Source organism: Microbacterium sp. NPDC007973, from assembly GCF_042958465.1.
GTDB classification, from domain to species: Bacteria; Actinomycetota; Actinomycetes; order Actinomycetales; family Microbacteriaceae; genus Microbacterium; species Microbacterium galbum.
In genome coordinates, this window is the sequence record NZ_JBIBJJ010000002.1 from 356,662 (window position 1) to 374,879 (window position 18,218).

Below are 18,218 nucleotides of genomic sequence, written 5' to 3' on the forward strand. Positions count from 1 at the left end.
TCGTGAACGACATGAGCTCGACGACCGGCCCGGGGCGCCTGCGCGCTCCGGGCTTCGGTCCGAGCGATCGCGGATGGTTCATCGGCGCAGGACTCTCGCTGATCTGGACGTTCCCGACCCTGCTCTCGCTGTGGGAGCTGCCCGATACGCTCGCGCATGTCGTCGGTACGGTGATCATCGCGATCTTCGCCGGCGTCTTCCTGGTGTCGGTGCCGGTGATCCGGCGCACCCCGCGACGCCTGGCCCGACTGGCGCCCGCCGCGGTCCTGTTCGCGCTGAGCCTGTCGCTCCTTCCCTGGCTCGGAGGCGACATCCGCTGGATGTGGACGTTCGTCGGCGTCGCCGTCGCCGTCTCGCGGGCGGGCCGGTCGATCGTCTTCCCCGTCGTCGCAGCGCTGGCCGCGGGCGCGTTCTTCTTCGGCGCCGGCGACGGCACCTTCCTCAGCGGGCTCAATGCAGCCGTGATCGTCTCGGTGTCGTTCATGATGTTCTCGTTCGTCGAGAACATCGTCACGCTCGAGAAGCTGCGCACCGCCCAGGCGCAGATCGCCGAACTCGCCGCCGAGCGCGAGCGCGGCCGCGTCGCGCGCGACGTGCACGACATCCTCGGCCACTCGCTCACCGTGATCACGGTGAAGGCGGAGCTGGCCGGAAGACTGCTGGATGCCGGCTCCCCGGCCGCCCGCGACGAGGTCGCCCAGATCGAGCAACTGGCGCGCGGTGCGCTCTCCGACGTCCGCACGACGGTCCACGGGTATCGCGGTGTGAGCATCAGCGGAGAGCTCGCGGCCGCCCGTGCCGCTCTGGAGAGCGCCGGCGTCTCCGCCGACCTCCCCGGGACGACGGAGCAGGTGCCCGCCGACCGCCGTGAACTCGCCGGTTGGGTCGTGCGGGAAGCCGTGACCAACGTCATCCGCCATTCCGGAGCCACCGCCTGCCGCGTGCGGCTCGACGGCCGGTCGATCGAGGTCGCCGATGACGGCTGCGGCCCCTCGCCCGCGGCATCCACGGGCTCGGGGTTGACGGGCCTCCGCGAGCGCGTGGAGACCTCCGGCGCCCGTCTGACCGTCGGTCGCGGCGACCTCGGCGGATTCACACTGAAGGTGGCGTGGTGATCCGACTCCTCATCGCCGACGACCAAGCTCTGGTCCGCGGCGCCTTGGCCGCCCTGCTCGGGCTCGAGCACGACATCGAGGTCGTGGCCCAGGTCGGCCGCGGCGACGACGTGGTCGAGGCCGCCCGCGCCTCCCAGGCCGACGTGGCCCTGCTCGACATCGAGATGCCCGGCATCGACGGCATCGCCGCCGCATCCCTCCTGCGTTCGGAGGTCCCCGGATGCCGCGCCCTCATCGTCACGACCTTCGGTCGCCCCGGCTACCTGGCGCGTGCCATGCAGGCGGGGGCGTCCGGATTCGTGGTCAAGGACACCCCCGCGGCGGAGCTGGCGGATGCGGTACGACGCGTCTCTCTCGGCCTGCGCGTGGTCGACCCGGCTCTGGCGGCCGACTCGCTGGCGCAGGGGGACTCCCCGCTCACCGAGCGAGAGACCGACGTGCTCGCCGCGGCACGCGACGGCGGCTCGATCGCCGACATCGCGCGGACGGTGCACCTGTCGGAAGGGACGGTGAAGAACCACCTCTCGAGCGCGATCGGCAAGACCGGTGGGCGGAATCGGGCGGACGCGGTGCGGGTGGCGGTGGAGCGGGGCTGGCTGTAGCGAGCCGTCAGCGTCCGCCGATGACCAACGCGGCGACGGCTCCGCCCACCATGGCGACCGCCAGCAGGCTGAGCTGCCAGGCGACGCGGCGCCCGTTCACCCTCGCGTCGCGTGCCTCCCGGGCGTGCGTCCTGTTCGAGGTGCCGGATGGCGAGTGCGCACCTGCCGGGTGCCACTCACGCATCCGGCGCACGACGAGATCGACCGTATGGAGGACGTGTCTCCACGACTCGGCATCGTCGGTGGAGAGCGACCGCGGCGCGTACAGGAACAGCCAGCGGCCCGCGAGCTCGAGATTCAGAGGGTAGGTCTCATCACCGAGAGCGGCGACGATCTCGGTGGTCAGGAGGGAGTCGGCATCCTGTTCCGACCCCGGGGCGGCCTCGACGAGCACCCCGGGATGACGCTCGTCCGGCACGGCGCCGGCGGGAGTCGCGGGGAGGGGCGAGAGCCGACGGTTACTCCGCGCCTCGACGGTGAGCGACGGCGCGTCGACGCCCAGGTCGACGGCGGCATACCCCCACGTCTGGGTGTACTGATTCCCCTGGGCGATCTCGGCGTAGAAGCTGTCGCCGATCTCGATGGATGGGCTTCCGGGAATGCGCACGATGTTGACGGAGCGTTGCGAGGAGCGGGGCCGCCCGTCCGGTTCGCGGAAGACGACGCCCGGGAGGGGCTGCGCGACGGCGTGGGTGCAGTACTCCCACCCGTTCACCTCGGCGAGACGACTGACCGCGTGGGCGGTGGCATTCGTCCGCGTCGGAGCGGGCACGGGGTGCGTCAGCGGGGAGTAGTCGATCGCGGCGGGCACCCGCCCAGTCTGTCGCCTGGAGCCCTCACGCGGCGCGCGACGCGAGCCGAACGACGTTCAGTCGGGCAAGAACAACGCCAGCGCGATGAGCGGGAACGTGAGGATGCCGGTCAACGCGGTCGCGGCCGCCCACGATCCATCGATGACAAGAATCCGCCCGCCCCCGGTCGGGTCCTTCGTCCCCGTGTACGTGACGAGATAGGGGATGTCGATGGTGGTCGCCATCTCGGTGGCCACAACCGCCAGCAGCATCAGCAGGATCGCGACGAAACCGGCCGCGATGACGGGGGAGAGCACGACGAGAATGAGACGTCCGGCGCTGAACCTCATCTGCCACCTCTCGCACGGAGAACTCGAAAGCGGGCCGGGCGACGGGCCCGGAGGCACCACAGGCTACTGAGAGCCGCACGAACGAGGATGCGTCAACGATCAGTCTTCACCCGGCTGCCGGTGACGTTCGCCTACTCCCGTCCGCCCACGACGCGGCGATATCGGCCCTGTCGGCGACATCGCCCGGGCGGTGCACCTCCCCGGCACGATCGACGAGACTGGCGGGCCGAATCGCGAGAACGACGCGCGATCAGATGTGTCGGCAGCAGGGCATAGCGCATAGCGAAGTCACCCTCCGGGCCAACTTGTATCGTCGGCCATGTGGGCGACAACGCGTCCCGGTGATGAAGTTCGTTGCCGATCACTATGCGCACATGCGAATCTTCACGTGATCCTGTCTGCGACCTTCCATGAGCGGCGAGGTCACGTCGGTGACCCCCGAACGAGAGACGTCCTGCTGAGCCGTGCACGAAATCCTTGAGTTCCTCCGAGTCCCCGCGGTCGTGACCGTGCTTTCGGTCCTCGTCGGTGTGGGTTCGGGTGCGGCGCTCGAGCTGAGAAGTGCCCGCGCGCTGTGGGGCAGCGCGAGTGCCGTGTGCCTCGCGGGTCTCAGCACCGCGGCCCTCGCACCCGAAGCCGTCCTCGCACCGTCAGGCATCTGTCTGGGCTACGCCGTGACCGCCATGCTGAGAGACCGCAACCGACGAGAGCGCAAAACGCCCGGTGGCACAGAGGGCTGAGACGGGGCACCCGGGAAAACACCCGGGTGCCCCGTCCCGCGCTCGGTCGGCGCCCGCAGCCGCTCATCTGGCCGCTGCGTCATCATTCGGCAGCAGCACGAACCCCGAACGCCACCGCCTCCTCCTCCGTCAGCATCCGCGATCGGATGAGGAATCGCATCCCCGTCGGCCCCTCGACCGAGAACCCCGCGCCACGGCCCGGCACGACGTCGATGGTCAGGTGCGTGAACTTCCAGTACTCGAACTGCGACTCCGACATGTAGACCTCGATCGGATCGTCCAGGCCGACGTCGACCGTGCCCAGCAGCACGTCGCTGGGCCCGGTGAGGAACATGCCGACCGGGTAGCACATCGGCGAGCTGCCGTCGCAGCAGCCCCCGGACTGATGGAACATCAGCGGGCCGTGCTTCGCCGTCAGATCGCGCAGCAGCGTGGCTGCGGCATCCGTCACGTCCACGCGGGACAGGTCTGGCATCCGTTCTTCTCCTTCGAATCCGGAAAGGGGTGTGACCCCCGGGGCGAACCCGGGGGTCACACGGGTCGGGATCGCCGCCACGACCCCGACTCGGCCGATCAGAAGAAGCCCATCGCGCCTTCGGCGTACGACACGAGCAGGTTCTTCGTCTGCTGGTAGTGATCGAGCATCTTGAGGTGGTTCTCGCGGCCGATGCCCGACTGCTTGTACCCACCGAACGCGGCGTGCGCGGGGTACTGGTGGTAGGTGTTCGTCCAGACGCGTCCGGCCTCGATCGCGCGGCCCGCCCGGTACGCGGTGTCGCCGCTGCGGCTCCACACGCCGGCGCCGAGGCCGTAGAGAGTGTCGTTCGCGATCGAGATGGCGTCGTCGAAGTCGTCGAACGACGTCACCGACAGCACGGGACCGAAGATCTCCTCCTGGAAGATGCGCATGTCGTTCGTGCCCTCGAACACCGTCGGCGCGACGTAGTAGCCGCCCGACAGGTCGTCACCGAGGTCGACGCGCTCCCCGCCGGTGAGCAGCTTCGCGCCGCCGGCCTTGCCGATGTCGATGTACGACAGGATCTTCTCGAGCTGGTCGTTCGAGGCCTGCGCGCCGATCATCGTCTCGGGGTCGAGCGGGTTGCCCTGACGGACCTTCTTCACGCGCTCGAGGCCGTCGCCGAGGAACTGGTCGTAGATCGACCGCTGGATGAGCGACCGCGACGGGCACGTGCAGACCTCGCCCTGGTTGAGCGCGAACATCGTGAAGCCCTCGAGAGCCTTGTCGTAATAGACGTCGTCGCTGCGCAGAGCGACGTCTTCGAAGAAGACGTTCGGGCTCTTGCCGCCGAGCTCGAGCGTCACCGGAATGAGGTTCTGCGACGCGTACTGCATGATCAGACGCCCGGTCGTGGTCTCACCCGTGAACGCGATCTTTCGGATCCGCTTGTGCTGCGCGAGCGGTGCCCCCGCCTCGATGCCGAACCCATTGACGATGTTGACCACGCCCGCCGGGAGCAGGTCGCCGATGATGTCGAACAGGAACAGGAGGGATGCCGGGGTCTGCTCCGCGGGCTTGATCACGACGCAGTTGCCCGCGGCGAGGGCCGGAGCGAGCTTCCACGCCGCCATGAGAATGGGGAAGTTCCACGGGATGATCTGCCCGACCACGCCGAGCGGCTCGTTGAAGTGATACGCCACGGTGTTCTCGTCGAGCTGGCTCAGCGAGCCCTCCTGCGCCCGCAGCACGCCGGCGAAATAGCGGAAGTGATCGACGGTCAACGGGATGTCGGCGGCGAGGGTCTCGCGCACCGGCTTGCCGTTCTCCCACGTCTCAGCGACGGCGATCTTCTCGAGGTTCTCCTCGATCCGGTCGGCGATCTTGTTCAGGATGACGCTGCGCTCGGCCGGCGTGGTCTTCTTCCACGACGCGAACGCCTTCCACGCGGCATCCACTGCTCTGTCGATGTCGTGCGCGTCGCCGCGGCCGACCTCGCAGAACGGCTTGCCGGTGACGGGGGTGATGTTCTCGAAGTACTCGCCGCTGTGCGGTTCGACCCATTCGCCGCCGATGTAGTGCCCGTACCGCGAGCGGTACTCGGCGACGGCCCCGCGGGTTCCGGGTGCGGCGTAGACGCTCGAGACGCCTTCTTCGACGATGGTCATGCGTGTCTCCTTCGACGGTCATGAGTCGCCGCAACGGCTTCGGGCGGCGATGCGCCGACGGTACGCCCGGGGAGGTTGCATCGGGTTGCACCGGTCGCGGGGCGCGGGCGGGGCGCGCCGAGATCACATGATCCGCGCGAGATCACGAGCTATTCGCGCGAACGGCGTGTGATCTCGGAGAGAACGTGTGATCTCGCCGCTCCGGCGTTGCGGCGACACGGCAGGGCCGGGCGACCGGGCACGGCACCGGCGTGGCGGTGCCTCAGCTGACGGCGCACCGAGACCGGCGCAGGCGCGCGCCGCACCCGCCCGTCGAGGAGCGGGGCCTACCCGAGACGCCGCACAGGCCGCCGGACGCGACCAGCCTCACCTCGCACCCGAGAACGACGATGCCGCGACCCTCGGGCGACGGCATCCGTTCGCGCGAGCACGGTTTACGCGTCGGCGTCGGCCAGCACCGAACGCAGCGGCGGCACGTTGACCTCGTGCAGGTCGACGTCGTCGAGGCGCTCGATGCTCTGCACGCGCGGAGCGATCGTGCGGTCGTCGGCGACGATCCAGCTGCCGACGAGCAGGAAGCGGTCGTTGCCCGCGGTGATCGGCCCGGTGAGGGCGAACGTCTGGTGGGTGGGCGTAAGGAAGGTGACACGCACGGGTGTGCCGTGGGGGAGCGTGGACGGGTCGACGACGTCGGCGTCGAGGGCCGGCTGCGGCGCCTCGATGCCCAGGTCGATGCGCTGGATCTCGGAGCTCGTCGCGAGGATCACGTCGCCCACGAGCGGCTGACCTCCGACCCCGATGCGCACCGTGCCCTCGAGGGCGTAGAGCCCGTACCGCGGCGAACGGACGATGACCCGGGCGACATCGCCGGCCTTGACCTCGGCGAGCGCCTCGCGGATGCGCGCCACGTCGCGACGGGCGCGGGCTGCCGAGAAGATGTCGAGCGCTTTTTCGTCCATATGTTCACTGTAACCACGGGGTCCGACATCGGACCCGCGCACGGCGCGTCGCCTGTGGAAAGCCGGCGCCCCGCCTCAGGCGCGTTCGAGCCGCTCGATCCGCGCGACCAGACCGGCTCGCTTCGGCGACCGCGGTGGCAGCATCGACAGGCACAACCGGAGCACCCCGTCGTCGTCGCGGCCCTCCAGGGTCTCGGCATAGGCCAGCAGCACGTCGACGCCCGCCTCGGCCATCAGCGCTTCGCGCAGAGCCGACCGCACCGACTCGCGCACCTCGACGACTCCCGGCGCCTCCGAGTCCGGCAGCACCGGACCGGCATAAGCGGCGAGCGCGACGCGATGCGCCCCCCGGTCGAGCAGCGACAGCATGTGCTGCGCGTCCGTCTCGAGACCATCGGGGAGGCGGTAGGGCCGGGATGCCGGCACCAGACGCGGCGCGACCGGGACCAGCGCGCGGCGCAGGCGCACCATCTCGGGGCGGAGCGTCTCGACGGCCGCGTGGCCGTAGACGGCCTCACTCAGCGCCTCAGCCGACAGTCCCTCCCGGTGCACCGCGAGCAGCAGAAGGATCTCGGCGTGGCGCGCGCTGAGCTCCAGCGTCGACCCGCCGGCCTCGAGCAGCGCACGGTCGCGGCCGAGGATGCGCAGCAGCGCCCGCGACGGCGTCGAGCGCTTGGGGGGAGGAGCCTGCTGCGCGCGCAATCGGGTGACGAGCAGTTCGCTCTCGATGGCCCGGGCCGTGGCATCCACGAGCAACTGCGCCTGCGGGGTGACGGCCTCGGGTCCTCCCGTGACGTCGATGACGCCGAGGAGCCGCCGCGTCTCCGGATCGTGGACGGGCGCCGCGGTGCACGACCACGGCTGGACGAGACGGTTGAAGTGCTCGGCTCCGCGGATCTGCACCGACCTGTCGAGGGTCAGCGCGGTTCCCGGGGCCGAGGTGCCCACGGCATCCTCCGCCCAGTTCGCTCCCGCGACGAAGCCCATGTCACCCGTGAGCGATCGGATGTGACGGTCGCCCTCCACCCACAGCAGGCGACCCGCCGCATCGCCGACGGCCACGACGACTCCGGACTCCTCAGCCGTTCCGGGCAGGAGCAGGGCGCGGACCATGTCCATGACCCCGGCGAGAGGGTGGGCCCGTCGGTAGGTGTCGAGTTCTTCGCTGGCGAGGTCGAGCGAGGGGAGTCCCTCCGGACCGACGAGGGATGCCAGCGACCGCCGCCACGATTCCTGCACGAGCGGACGCACGTCGGCGAGCCGACGGTCCTCATTGCCGGCGAGGAGTTCGTCGTGGGCGCGCGCGATCAGCAGCCCCGAGGTCTCGGGGGAGATCGCGGGACGCGACCACGGTGAAGGCACGGAACTCCCATCGACGGTGACGGCAGGTGCGACAAGTGTAGGTCGGGCGGCAGCCCGTTAGGGAGGGTTCGCCGAGGTCTCCCCACTCTGCCGGTGAGAACGGTTCCCGATCAGCGGAAAACGCCGTCAACCCCCGTCCTCGACGCGGGAGGGTCGAGGCAGCGTGAAAGGACCGAGAGAAAGGGATGCCATGAAGGCAGTGCAGTATCGCGAGATCGGCAAGGGCCCCGAGGTGGTCGACATCGAGGAGCCCCACGCGGGTCCGGGCCAGGTGCGACTGAAGGTCACGGCCGCGGGGCTGTGCCACTCGGACTGGTTCGTGATGGACCTCCCGGAGGACCAGTACACCTACGGCCTGCCGCTCACGCTCGGCCACGAGGGGGCCGGCATCGTCGACGAGCTCGGCGAGGGCGTCGACGGCGTGAACATCGGCGAGGCCTACGCCATCTACGGGCCGTGGGGGTGCGGTCGCTGTCACGCGTGCGCCCAGGGCGCCGAGAACTACTGCCCCTACGCGGCCGAGATGGGGATCACCCCTCCGGGACTCGGCAGCCCGGGTGCCATGGCCGAATACGTCATCGTCGATGACCCGCGACACCTCGCGCCGCTCGGCGACCTCGACCCCGTCGAGACCGTCTCACTGACCGACGCGGGGCTGACGCCGTATCACGCGATCGTCGCGGCCAAGGAGAAGCTGTATCCCGGGGCGACCGCCGTCGTGATCGGCGTCGGCGGCCTCGGTCACGTGGGGGTGCAGATCCTCCGCGCCATCACGCAGGCGACGGTGATCGCGGTCGACCTCGGCGACGACAAGCTCGCCCTCGCCCGCGAGGTGGGCGCGCACCACGCGGTCACCTCCGACGAGCACGCCGCCGACCGCATCCGCGAGCTGACGAACGGCCTCGGCGCCACCGCGGTCTTCGACTTCGTAGGCGTGCAGCCGACCATCGATCTCGCCCGTGCCGTCGCCGGTCTCGACAGCTTCATCCACATCGTCGGCATCGGAGGCGGCATCCTGCCCGCCGGCTTCTTCTCCACGCCGATGGGCGCGGCCGTGCGCGCGCCGTACTGGGGCACCCGCAGCGAGCTCATCGAGGTGCTCGATCTCGCGCGCAGCGGCGCGGTGGGTGTGCACGTAGAGCGCTACGGCTTCGACGGCGCCGTCGAGGCGTACGCGAAGCTGCACAAGGGACGGGTGCGCGGCCGGGCGGTCGTGGTTCCCTGACAGAAACGTCGAGGGGGTGGCATCCGACCGACGGATGCCGCCCCTCTGCGTTCCACGCGATGGTCGAGACCGGCAACCTTCACACTACGCACTACTGTGCACTGCGTGGTACTGTCCGTGGCAGAGAAGCGAAGGGGGGCCGCGTGGATACGACGCAGCTGTTGAAGGGGGTGTTGGACGCCGCCGTGCTCGCGGTCGTGCAGCACGACGACGGGTACGGGTACGACATCGTGCGGCGCCTGCGCGAGGCAGGTCTCGGCGAGGTCGGCGACGCCTCGGTGTACGGCACGCTGCGGCGGCTGTACTCCGCGGGCGCACTGTCGAGCTACGTGGTGCCGAGCGATGGGGGACCGCACCGCAAGTACTACGCAATCAATCCACAGGGTCGGGAGCTGCTCGACGCCCAGCGCGCGAGCTGGTCGCAGTTCTCGTCCGCCATGACGACCCTCCTCGACGACACCGCCCGCCCGAAGAAGCTGCGCACGATCGGAGACGCACGATGATCACCAGGCCCGTCCGCGACGACATCCGCGCCTTCGCCGCCGCGGTGCGCGCACACCTCGACGACCTGCCCGCCGACGACGTCGACGACCTACTCGACGGTCTCGAGGCCGATCTGTCCGACCAGGCCGCTGAGGCCGGCGACGACTTCACCCTCCCGGATGCCACGACCTACGCCGAAGAGCTGCGCGCGGCGGCGGGACTGCCCGAGCGCAGCGCCGTCTCGCGAGGGCGACGGACATCGATCGTGCAGATGGTGCACGACGGGTGGGTCGAGACCGGCGCCTCCGTTCGCCGCAGCCCTTCGGGAGCGTGGGTGTTCGACTTCCTCTCGTCCCTCCGACCCGTGTGGTGGCTGCTGCGCGGGATCACGTGGTACTTCGCGGCCTATGTCCTGCTCCTCACGTTCGTCCCCTCGCGCACGTACAACGGGTTGCTCGGGGCGGTCTTCGTCCTCAACGGCAATCTCGGTGCCTGGGCGATACTGCTCGGCCTTCTTCTCCTGAGTGTGCAGTGGGGACGGGGGCGATGGTTGCCGTGGCGCGGCGTGCGCGCGCTCCGCACTGTCGCGTCCATCGGCGCGATCCTCGCGCTGCCGATGCTCATCGGGTTGTACTCCTCCGCCGTTTCACAGATCACGACCGACTCCGCCCCGAATTACGCGTCGTACCTTCCGCCCGGCCTCTCGATCGATGGCCAGCGCGTGCGCAACATCTACGCCTTCGATGCCGACGGCAACCCGATCCCCACCGTGCAGTTGTTCGACCAGGACGGCAATGCCCTCAGGACGGTGGGGCGAGACGTCGACGGAGCGCCCGTCGACTCCTATTTCTACGGGGGCGGGGGGCCGGTCCCCGTTCCCTACGTCATCCCCGGCGGAAGCGACGCGTGGAATGTCTACCCGCTACGGGAGATCCCCGCCGGGGTCTCCACCTGGGACAGCCTCGCGGATGCCGCGAACGCGAGGCCGACGGTCTTCCCCTTCCTCCGAGTGCAGCCCCTCCCCGCCAACATCGCACCGACACCGGCTCCCTCGACGGATGCCGCTGTGGCCCCCAGCCCGTCGCCTACGCCGACGGCGATTGACGGGGCGGTGACACCGTGAGCGACCAGCCGCGCATCGTGAGCATCGAGCTCACCCACCTGGTGACCGCCGCTCTGGAGCAGTCCCGCGAGGAGCAGGACTGACCACCCACGTTCGGGGCGTGATTCGGCGCGTGGGGGCGCAAGAATCACGCCCCGATCGCTGTCCGGGTGGGCAGCGCCGCCGCGAGACTGCATCTCGCTGACATCTCGTTTGCAGGATGCCACCGACTTGTCAGCCGAACGCCGTCTCGCGCCCCGCGACCGAGCGGCCGGCCGCAGGAGCGACCCGAGCCGCCACGCACCCCTCGTCAGCGCGACCTCAGCCCCGCGCCGCCCACCACTCCCGCAGGCGCTTCTCGGCCTCGTCCTCGCCGAGCACTCCCTCGTCGAGACGCAGGTCGAGCAGGAAGCGATACGCCTCACCCACCTCGCGACCGGGCGCGAGCCCGAGGATCTGCTGGATCTGATTGCCGTCGAGCTCGGGGCGGATCGCGTCGATCTGCTCCTGCTCGCGCAGCGCGGCGATGCGAGCCTCGATGTCGTCGTACGCGGATGCCAGGCGCTGGGCCTTGCGCTTGTTGCGCGTGGTCACGTCGGCCCGCGTGAGGATGTGCAGGCGTTCCAGCTCGTCGCCGGCATCGCGCACGTACCGCCGGACCGCGGCATCCGTCCACGCGCCCTCGGCGTAGCCGAAGAACCGCAGGTGCAGCTCGACCAGGCGCGAGACGACCGTGGTGGTCGCGGCGTCGAACCGCAGCGCCTGGAGGCGTTTGCGGGCCATGCGCGCACCCTTGATGTCGTGGTGGTGGAAAGTGACGCCGCCTCCGGCCTCGAGACGCCGGGTGGCGGGCTTGCCGATGTCGTGCAGCAGGGCCGCCAGGCGCAGCGGCACGTCGGGAGCGGCATCCGGGTGACGCTTCTTCTCGAGCGCGATGGCCTGCCGCAGCACCGTGAGGGAGTGCTCGTAGACGTCTTTGTGGTGGTGGTGCTCGTCGACCTCGAGGCGGAGGGCCGGGACCTCGGGCAGGAACTCCTCGATGAGCCCGGTCTCGACGAGCACGCGGATCCCCCGCACGGGATCGTCGGTCTGCAGCAGCCGCACGAGCTCGGCCTGCACCCGTTCCGGGCTGACGATCGACAGAGACGCGCGCAGCTCATGGACGGCGTCGAGCGTCGCGGGATCGACCGCGAAGTCGAGCTGCGACGAGAAGCGGGCCGCGCGCAGCATGCGCAGCGGGTCGTCGCCGAAGCTCACGGCCGGATCGATCGGCGTGCGGAGGCGGCCGGCGAGCAGGTCTTCGACCCCGCCCGTCGGGTCGACGAGGGTGCGGGCGGGTACGCGCAGCGCCATGGCGTTGACCGTGAAGTCGCGGCGGCTGAGGTCGGCCTCGAGGGTGTCGCCGAACTCCACCGTGGGCTTGCGGGTGACGCCGTCGTAGCTGTCGGCGCGGAACGTCGTGATCTCGACCTGCTCGCCCCTGACGCGTGCGCCGATCGTTCCGAAGGCACGACCGACGTCCCACTGCACCGACGAGATGGGCTTGATCAGCGCGAGGATCTCGTCGGGGCGAGCGTCGGTCGTGAAGTCGAAGTCATGGGTGAGGCGCCCCAGGAGGGCGTCGCGGACCGGGCCGCCCACGATCGCCAGGTCACGGCCCGCGCCGGCGAAGGCGTCGGCGACCGCGGAGACGACGGGATGCGCGGCGAGCTCCTCGAGGCGCGCGAGACCCTCGGCCATGTTCAGCATGCCTCCGAGCCTAACCGGGGCGCCGACGGCTCTCAGCGGGCTGTGGAGGACGGCATCCGTGCGCCCGCGGCGGGGACGGCGCTCGGAGAACCGTCGCGGATCAGTCCTCGAACGACAGGAAGCCGGTCACCAGCAGCTCGCGCACGCGGGGGAGGAGATCCGCGCGCAGGTGCGCGGCGTCCACCTCCATCAGCTGAGCGATCGCATCGACGAGGGTCCCCACGGGCAGGTCGCCGTCGCACGCGCCGACGAGGGCGGCCAGAGCCGGATCGACCTCGATCGTCCGAGCGAAGCCGCCGCCCTGCCGCAGCTCGATGACCGAGGGATCGCCCTCACCGGGCCGATGGTGGCGGGCCTCGGTGACGTCGGGCGCGACGCGCAGCAGGCTGTCGGCGAGGTCGTCGTCGTCGAGCAGCGCGGCACGATCGTGCGCGGCGAGGCAGTCCGCGAGATGCGGTCCGAATCCCGCCTCGCCGCCGCCCGCCACGCGTTCGTAGCGCGCGAGCGTCGGGCCGCCGGCGAGCGGCCGGCGCACCAGCACGTACCCGAACCCGACCCCGGTCACTCCACGTCGCGCGAAGTCGTCGAGCCAGGCCTCGATGAGGCGGGCGTAGGCGGCGGTTCCGGGCACGGTCCCCCCGTCGCGAACCCACAGCTCCGCATAGGCCAGCGGATCCAGCACTTCGCGCTCGATCACCCAGGCGTCGAGCCCGTCGCCGACCCATCCGCGCACGCGGTCGAGCCCCGACTCGCCCTCGTGGTACTCCCAGTTGCCGAGCGACTGCGCCACACCGCCCGGCGACAGATGCGCCCCGACCTCGCGGACCACGGTGGCCACGAGAGCGTCGCCCTCCATGCCTCCGTCGCGGTACTCGTACGCGGGAACCCCCTCGACGCGCGGGGTGATGACGAAAGGCGGATTGGATGCCACCCGGTCGAACGTTTCGTCAGCCACCGGCTCGAAGAGCGAGCCGAGCCGCGTCTCGATGCCGTCCACGCCGTTCAGCAGGGCGTTCAGCCGGGTGAATCGCAGCGCGCGCACGGAGATGTCGGTCGCGACGACGCGGTCCACCAGCCGCCGCAGACGCAGGGCCTGGATGCCGCAGCCCGTGCCCAGATCGAGCGCGGTGCCGCCGCGGCGCGTGATCTGCAGCCGGGCGAGGGTCTGCGACGCCCCGCCGACCCCCAGCACGTGGTCCTCCGGAAGGGGACCGCCGAGGGCCGCCTCGTCGAGATCGCTCGCGATCCACCACTCCACCTCGCCCGCGTCGTCGGCGAAAGCCTGCGGTCGCACGAGCACCGCGGGTCGCGCCTCATCGCCGGTCAGGGTCAGCAGGCCCAACGCCTCGGCTCCTTCGACGCCGAGCGCGGGCAGTGCCGCGGCGGCCTCCCTCCGCGGAACCGCGAGACCCAGACCCCACAGGCGCCCCAGAACTGCGAGAGCGTCGTCGCGAGCGCCGAGTGCGTGCTCCGCCGGCCCGCGCAGCCCCCGGGCCACGGCGTCGTCCGCCTGCTCGCCCCATGCTTCCCGCAGGGCGGCGCTGGAGTAACCCGCCGCGCGAAGGTCGGAGGCGAGCGCGTCGCAGAGCTGGGGATCGGGTTCAGGGAGCACCGGTCCATTCAACCGTCTGCGCGAGGCTATCGGCGGGCGTGAAGGGACGCGTCCTAGACTCGACGCGGTAGGAGGCCCCCTCCTGCACCGACGCTCGTATGACCGTGACTTCCCCGCCTTCGGGCTCACCCGTGCCACGGCGCCCTCGCACGCGCCGGCTGCTGGCGACCCTCGCGGCGTTCGCCGTGGTTCTGGGCGTCGCGCTCCCGGCCTCGACCGCCGTCGCCGACGCCACCCCGTCCCCCTCCGCATCGGCCACCCCGGCGACCCTGTCGGCAGCGCCCGCCGCGAACGGCATCCTCCGATCCGGCGACGCTCTGTCGGTCGTCACGACCCTCACCGCGGGTCCCTCGAGCGCCGTCTCCACGCCTGTCGCCCTGGGGATCGGTCGCGACCCGCTCGCCGACGACGCGGCCCTGGAGCGCTGGCTCAGCGGCGATGCGACCGGAGTGACCGTCCAGCAGGTCGCGACCGGATCGGTGGATGCCGCTCCCGCCGGCGCGCAGAGCACCACCACCCTCTCAGTGGCGGCGACCGACGCGGCTCTGGCGGGTCGTGCCGCGGGCGTCTACCCCGTGCAGGTGACCGCCGCGAGCGTCGGCCTCTCGGCCGCGACCGTGATCGTCGTCCCCGCCGACACCGGCGCCCAGACGCCCATCGCCCTCGTCGTCCCCATCACCGCCGCCCCCCTCACCCGGGGCCTGCTGACGGCGAATGAGCTCGCCGAGCTCACCGCCGTCGACGGCGCACTCTCGGCGCAGCTCGACGCGGTCGACGGCACGGGGGCGACCCTGGCGATCGACCCCGCGATCCCGGCCGCGATCCGCGTGCTGGGCTCGTCCGCCCCACCCACCGCGGTGGCCTGGCTGCAGCGGCTGCTCAGCCTGCCGAACGACCGCTTCGCCCTGCAGTTCGGCGACTCCGACGTCGCCGCGCAGCTGCGCGCCGGCCTGTCCGCTCCGCTCAGTCCGACGTCGCTGCAGACGTACATGGCCGCCGCCGACTTCACCCAGCCGGCCCCGGCCGTCTCGGCCGTGTCCACCCCCGACCCCTCACCGGCGTCGACGCCGGGGCAGCCGACGTACCCCTCGACCGCGACACTGCTCGACATCGGCACCGCGACGGTGAACGTGTACTGGCCGTCCACCGGTTCCGCCGGCTCGGACACCGTCGCGACGCTCGGCGCCCTCGGCACCGCCGACCACCCCGCTCACGTGCTCGTGCCGTCGACGAGCGTGGCCGGAGGCGCGCGTCAGGCCGCCGCAGCCGTCGGGGGAGTATCGACGCCCGTGTACGACGCCGAGGTGTCGCGCGCCCTCGCCGACGCCGCGGGACAGAATGACGCCACGCTCCGCGGCTCCTCGCTCGCAGCCGCCCAGGGATACCTGGCCATGGCCCGCGCCGCGACCGGAGAACAGCCCGTCCTCGCCGTCCTGGACCGCGGGACGGATCGCTCGCGCGTGAGTCTGCGCGCCACCCTCGGGCTCATCGCCACCGCGCCGGGGTTCGCCGGCTCGCGCCTCGCGACCCTCGCGGAGCTGCCCGCATCCGAGATCGCCCTCACCGAGCCCACCGTCGATGACGCGCGGGTGAGCGAGGTGAGCGCCCTGCTCGACGACGAACAGGTCGTCGACCGCTTCGCCACGATCCTCGATCAGCCCGAACTGCTCACCGGCCGCGAGCGCGCCGAGGTCCTGCAGGTCACGAACATCTCCTGGACGGGGGATGCCGCCCGCAAGGCCGTCTCCGACCATCGCGCCGCGACCTCCACGACGCTCGACTCGGTCGGCATCCTGTCCTCCGACTTCCGCCTCGTCAGCTCGAGTGCGCCGCTGCGCCCCTGGGTGCGCAACGACCTCCCCTGGCCGGTCACGGTGGTCCTGTCGGTACGCCCTGACGACGCGCGCCTGCGCGTACAGGACCACACCACCGTCGACGCACAGGCCTCGGCGAACACCCGTGTCGAGGTACCGGTCGAGGCCCGCATCGCCAACGGCGAGGTCGGCGTCGACCTGCAGCTGTTCAGCCCCACCGGCGAGCCGATCGGGCAGCCCCAGGCCGTCGACGTCGAGGTGCGCGCCGAGTGGGAGAGCATCGGCCTCATCGCCATCATCGTGCTGGTGGTGGCGTTCCTGAGTCTCGGCGTGGTCCGCACCGTCGCGCGCCGTCGTCGCGCCGCAGCGGCGCCGCCCGAAGAAGACCACGACGCCGTCGACGGGGTGGGGAACAAGGATCCGGATGCCGACGGGCGCGGCGACGCCGATCCCGACGACGCGGATCCCTCCGACATCGACCCCCACGACGGCGACCCCGAGGGCGCCGACCCGGACGCCCCCGCCGCGGACACCGACAACACCGACATCGAGCAGGAGACACGCCCGTGAGCAGTATCGGACGGGCGAGCGTGCTCATCGGGGCGGGCACCATCGTGTCCCGGCTGAGTGGTCTGTTGCGCCAGGTCGTGCTCGTCGCGATCGTCGGTTCGGTCCAGAGCTACGCCGGCGACGCGTTCGGCCTGGCCAACTCCCTGCCGAACGCGATCTACGCGATCATCTCGACGGGCGTCTTGACCGCGGTCATCGTGCCGCAGATCGTCAAAGCCGCGTCCCACTACGACGGCGGACGCGCGTTCATCTCGAAGCTGTTCACCCTCGGCACCGTCATCCTCTTGATCGCCACGGCCCTGGCGATGATCGCCGCTCCGTGGATCGTCGCGCTGTACACGCCCGCGACCGCGGCCCCCGATCAGATCGCCCTCGCCACGGCCTTCGCGTACTGGTGCCTTCCGCAGATCTTCTTCTACGGTCTGTATTCGCTGCTCGGCGAGGTTCTCAACGCCCGCAAGGTCTTCGGGCCGTACACGTGGGCGCCCATCGTCAACAACGTCGTCTCGCTCGTCGGTTTCGGGGTATTCCTGCTGATCTTCGGGGGACCGAACACCGCCGTCGATCAGTGGACACCCGCCATGATCGCGCTCCTCGGCGGGGTCGCGACCGGCGGTATCGTGCTGCAGACCATCGTTCTGCTCATCTTCTGGAGGCGCGCGGGACTGCGGTTGCGGCCCGACTTCCAGTGGCGCGGGGTGGGCCTGCGACACATCGGCCGACTGGCCGGGTGGACGTTCCTCATGGTCATCATCGGCCAGCTCGCGGGGATCGTGCAGAGCCGCGTTCTCTTCGAGGCATCCGGGAACGGTCCCGCCGTCCTCGCCTCGCAGAACGCGTGGCTGGTGTTCATGCTCCCGTACTCGCTCATCGTGCTGTCGATCGGTACCCCCTACTTCACGCAGCTGAGCGAGCACGCCGCGGCCGGTCGTGACGACCGCGTGCGCGACGACATCGTCCGCAGCATCCGGGTGCTCGGGCTCTTCATCGTCGCCGCCACGGCGGCGCTGGTCGCGGCATCCGTTCCCGCCTCGCGCATCTTCACCAACGACTCCCGCGAGGCCGTCGCCGCGGCTCCGGTCCTCCTGTGCTTCCTGGTGTGTCTTCTGCCCCTCGCCGTGCTGTTCGTGATCCAGCGCACCTTCTACGCCCACAACGACACGCGGACGCCGTTCTTCTTCACGCTCGTGCAGGGCGTCCTGGTCGCGGTGACCGCCCTCGGCGCGGGCTGGGCTCTGGATGCCGGCCTCCTCCCGGTCACCGAACTCGCGGCCGCGGTCGCTCTCGGCCAGTCGCTTTCGAGCCTCGTCCAGGTGAACATCGCGACCGCGATCCTCAACCGTCGGCTCGGGGGCATCGGCATCCGTGAATGGCTTCTGCCCCTCTTCCGCTTCATCCTGGTCGGCATCCCGGCCGGCGCGGCGGGGTGGGGAGTCGTCCTGCTCTGCGGTGGTCCCGAGGGCTGGCTCTCCGCGGATCGCCTGACGGGCGCCCTCGGCTCGGCGCTCGTCGGGGGAGTCGTCCTCGTCGTGTACCTCGGCATCCTGGCACTCTTCCGCACTCCCGAACTCGCCCCGGCGCTTGCGCTCGGCCGGCGGTTCCTCCCCAAGCGCTAGCCCC

The 18,218-nt window shown here is 70.8% G+C and carries 15 protein-coding genes; 7 read left to right on the forward strand and 8 right to left on the reverse strand.

Annotated elements, in window-relative coordinates; all coding sequences use genetic code 11:
* Positions 1-11 precede the first annotated feature (11 nt).
* Together ACFZA2_RS06790 and ACFZA2_RS06795 are read left to right on the forward strand one after the other, a co-directional pair.
* The gene (locus ACFZA2_RS06790; protein WP_391402375.1) at positions 12-1,115 is read left to right on the forward strand and encodes a sensor histidine kinase; all 1,104 of its coding nucleotides are present in this window, start codon (positions 12-14) and stop codon (positions 1,113-1,115) included.
* Positions 1,112-1,717: a response regulator gene (locus ACFZA2_RS06795; protein WP_391402379.1), complete on the forward strand. Its 606-nt coding sequence runs from the start codon at positions 1,112-1,114 to the stop codon at positions 1,715-1,717. Before ACFZA2_RS06790 ends, ACFZA2_RS06795 begins: the two co-directional genes overlap by 4 nt.
* Positions 1,718-1,724: 7 nt before the next feature.
* On the opposite strand, the gene ACFZA2_RS06800 is transcribed toward ACFZA2_RS06795, so the two are convergent.
* From ACFZA2_RS06800 to ACFZA2_RS06825, 6 genes are all read right to left on the reverse strand, one after another.
* A complete protein-coding gene (locus ACFZA2_RS06800) occupies positions 1,725-2,528 on the reverse strand; it encodes a hypothetical protein (RefSeq protein WP_391402382.1) in 804 nt (267 codons plus the stop codon).
* Positions 2,529-2,585: 57 nt separating this feature from the next.
* The gene (locus ACFZA2_RS06805) at positions 2,586-2,858 is read right to left on the reverse strand and encodes a hypothetical protein (RefSeq protein WP_391402385.1); all 273 of its coding nucleotides are present in this window, start codon (positions 2,856-2,858) and stop codon (positions 2,586-2,588) included.
* A gap of 822 nt (positions 2,859-3,680) precedes the next feature.
* Entirely contained in the window at positions 3,681-4,073 is a 393-nt protein-coding gene (locus ACFZA2_RS06810) for a DUF779 domain-containing protein (RefSeq protein ID WP_391402387.1), read from the reverse strand.
* A gap of 98 nt (positions 4,074-4,171) precedes the next feature.
* Positions 4,172-5,722 carry an aldehyde dehydrogenase family protein gene (locus tag ACFZA2_RS06815; RefSeq protein WP_391402389.1) on the reverse strand — a complete coding sequence of 517 codons (1,551 nt, stop codon included), beginning with the start codon at positions 5,720-5,722 and terminating at the stop codon, positions 4,172-4,174.
* Positions 5,723-6,156: 434 nt separating this feature from the next.
* Positions 6,157-6,681 (reverse strand): hypothetical protein, encoded by a 525-nt coding sequence (locus ACFZA2_RS06820; protein ID WP_391402391.1) that lies wholly within the window; start codon positions 6,679-6,681, stop codon positions 6,157-6,159.
* Between the two features lie 75 nt (positions 6,682-6,756).
* Positions 6,757-8,043, reverse strand: a complete 1,287-nt coding sequence (locus ACFZA2_RS06825) for a GAF domain-containing protein (RefSeq protein ID WP_391402394.1) — start codon at positions 8,041-8,043, stop codon at positions 6,757-6,759.
* 190 nt (positions 8,044-8,233) lie between these two features.
* Here ACFZA2_RS06825 and ACFZA2_RS06830 point away from each other — a divergent pair, with 190 nt between their 5' ends.
* The 3 genes from ACFZA2_RS06830 to ACFZA2_RS06840 all read left to right on the forward strand — a co-directional run bounded on the left by ACFZA2_RS06830 (position 8,234) and on the right by ACFZA2_RS06840 (position 10,874).
* On the forward strand, positions 8,234-9,268 hold the full coding sequence (locus tag ACFZA2_RS06830; protein ID WP_391402397.1) for an NAD(P)-dependent alcohol dehydrogenase: 1,035 nt from the start codon (positions 8,234-8,236) through the stop codon (positions 9,266-9,268).
* 143 nt (positions 9,269-9,411) lie between these two features.
* Positions 9,412-9,771, forward strand: coding sequence for a PadR family transcriptional regulator (locus ACFZA2_RS06835; protein WP_391402400.1), 360 nt, complete (start codon positions 9,412-9,414; stop codon positions 9,769-9,771).
* Positions 9,768-10,874: a hypothetical protein gene (locus tag ACFZA2_RS06840; protein WP_391402403.1), complete on the forward strand. Its 1,107-nt coding sequence runs from the start codon at positions 9,768-9,770 to the stop codon at positions 10,872-10,874. The genes ACFZA2_RS06835 and ACFZA2_RS06840 overlap by 4 nt, the downstream gene beginning before the upstream one ends.
* 300 nt (positions 10,875-11,174) lie before the next feature.
* Here the strand turns inward: ACFZA2_RS06840 and ACFZA2_RS06845 are convergent, their stop codons facing one another.
* Complete coding sequence (locus ACFZA2_RS06845; protein ID WP_391402406.1) at positions 11,175-12,602, reverse strand: CCA tRNA nucleotidyltransferase; 1,428 nt, start codon at positions 12,600-12,602, stop codon at positions 11,175-11,177.
* Positions 12,603-12,702: 100 nt separating this feature from the next.
* Positions 12,703-14,214: a methyltransferase gene (locus ACFZA2_RS06850; RefSeq protein ID WP_391402409.1), complete on the reverse strand. Its 1,512-nt coding sequence runs from the start codon at positions 14,212-14,214 to the stop codon at positions 12,703-12,705.
* Positions 14,215-14,345: 131 nt separating this feature from the next.
* Between ACFZA2_RS06850 and ACFZA2_RS06855 the strand changes: the two genes are divergently transcribed.
* Positions 14,346-16,598, forward strand: coding sequence for a DUF6049 family protein (locus ACFZA2_RS06855; protein WP_391402412.1), 2,253 nt, complete (start codon positions 14,346-14,348; stop codon positions 16,596-16,598).
* Positions 16,595-18,214 (forward strand): murein biosynthesis integral membrane protein MurJ, encoded by a 1,620-nt coding sequence (murJ, locus tag ACFZA2_RS06860; protein WP_391402415.1) that lies wholly within the window; start codon positions 16,595-16,597, stop codon positions 18,212-18,214. Before ACFZA2_RS06855 ends, murJ begins: the two co-directional genes overlap by 4 nt.
* Positions 18,215-18,218 lie beyond the last annotated feature (4 nt).

What these genes read in the sequence shown, in the direction of transcription:
- ACFZA2_RS06790 (WP_391402375.1), top strand. Translation starts at nt 12, where the DNA reads ATGAGCTCGACGACCGGCCCGGGGCGCCTGCGCGCTCCGGGCTTCGGT.
- ACFZA2_RS06805 (WP_391402385.1), bottom strand. Translation starts at nt 2,858, where the DNA reads ATGAGGTTCAGCGCCGGACGTCTCATTCTCGTCGTGCTCTCCCCCGTC.
- ACFZA2_RS06810 (WP_391402387.1), bottom strand. Translation starts at nt 4,073, where the DNA reads ATGCCAGACCTGTCCCGCGTGGACGTGACGGATGCCGCAGCCACGCTG.
- ACFZA2_RS06815 (WP_391402389.1), bottom strand. Translation starts at nt 5,722, where the DNA reads ATGACCATCGTCGAAGAAGGCGTCTCGAGCGTCTACGCCGCACCCGGA.
- ACFZA2_RS06820 (WP_391402391.1), bottom strand. Translation starts at nt 6,681, where the DNA reads ATGGACGAAAAAGCGCTCGACATCTTCTCGGCAGCCCGCGCCCGTCGC.
- ACFZA2_RS06830 (WP_391402397.1), top strand. Translation starts at nt 8,234, where the DNA reads ATGAAGGCAGTGCAGTATCGCGAGATCGGCAAGGGCCCCGAGGTGGTC.
- ACFZA2_RS06840 (WP_391402403.1), top strand. Translation starts at nt 9,768, where the DNA reads ATGATCACCAGGCCCGTCCGCGACGACATCCGCGCCTTCGCCGCCGCG.
- ACFZA2_RS06845 (WP_391402406.1), bottom strand. Translation starts at nt 12,602, where the DNA reads ATGCTGAACATGGCCGAGGGTCTCGCGCGCCTCGAGGAGCTCGCCGCG.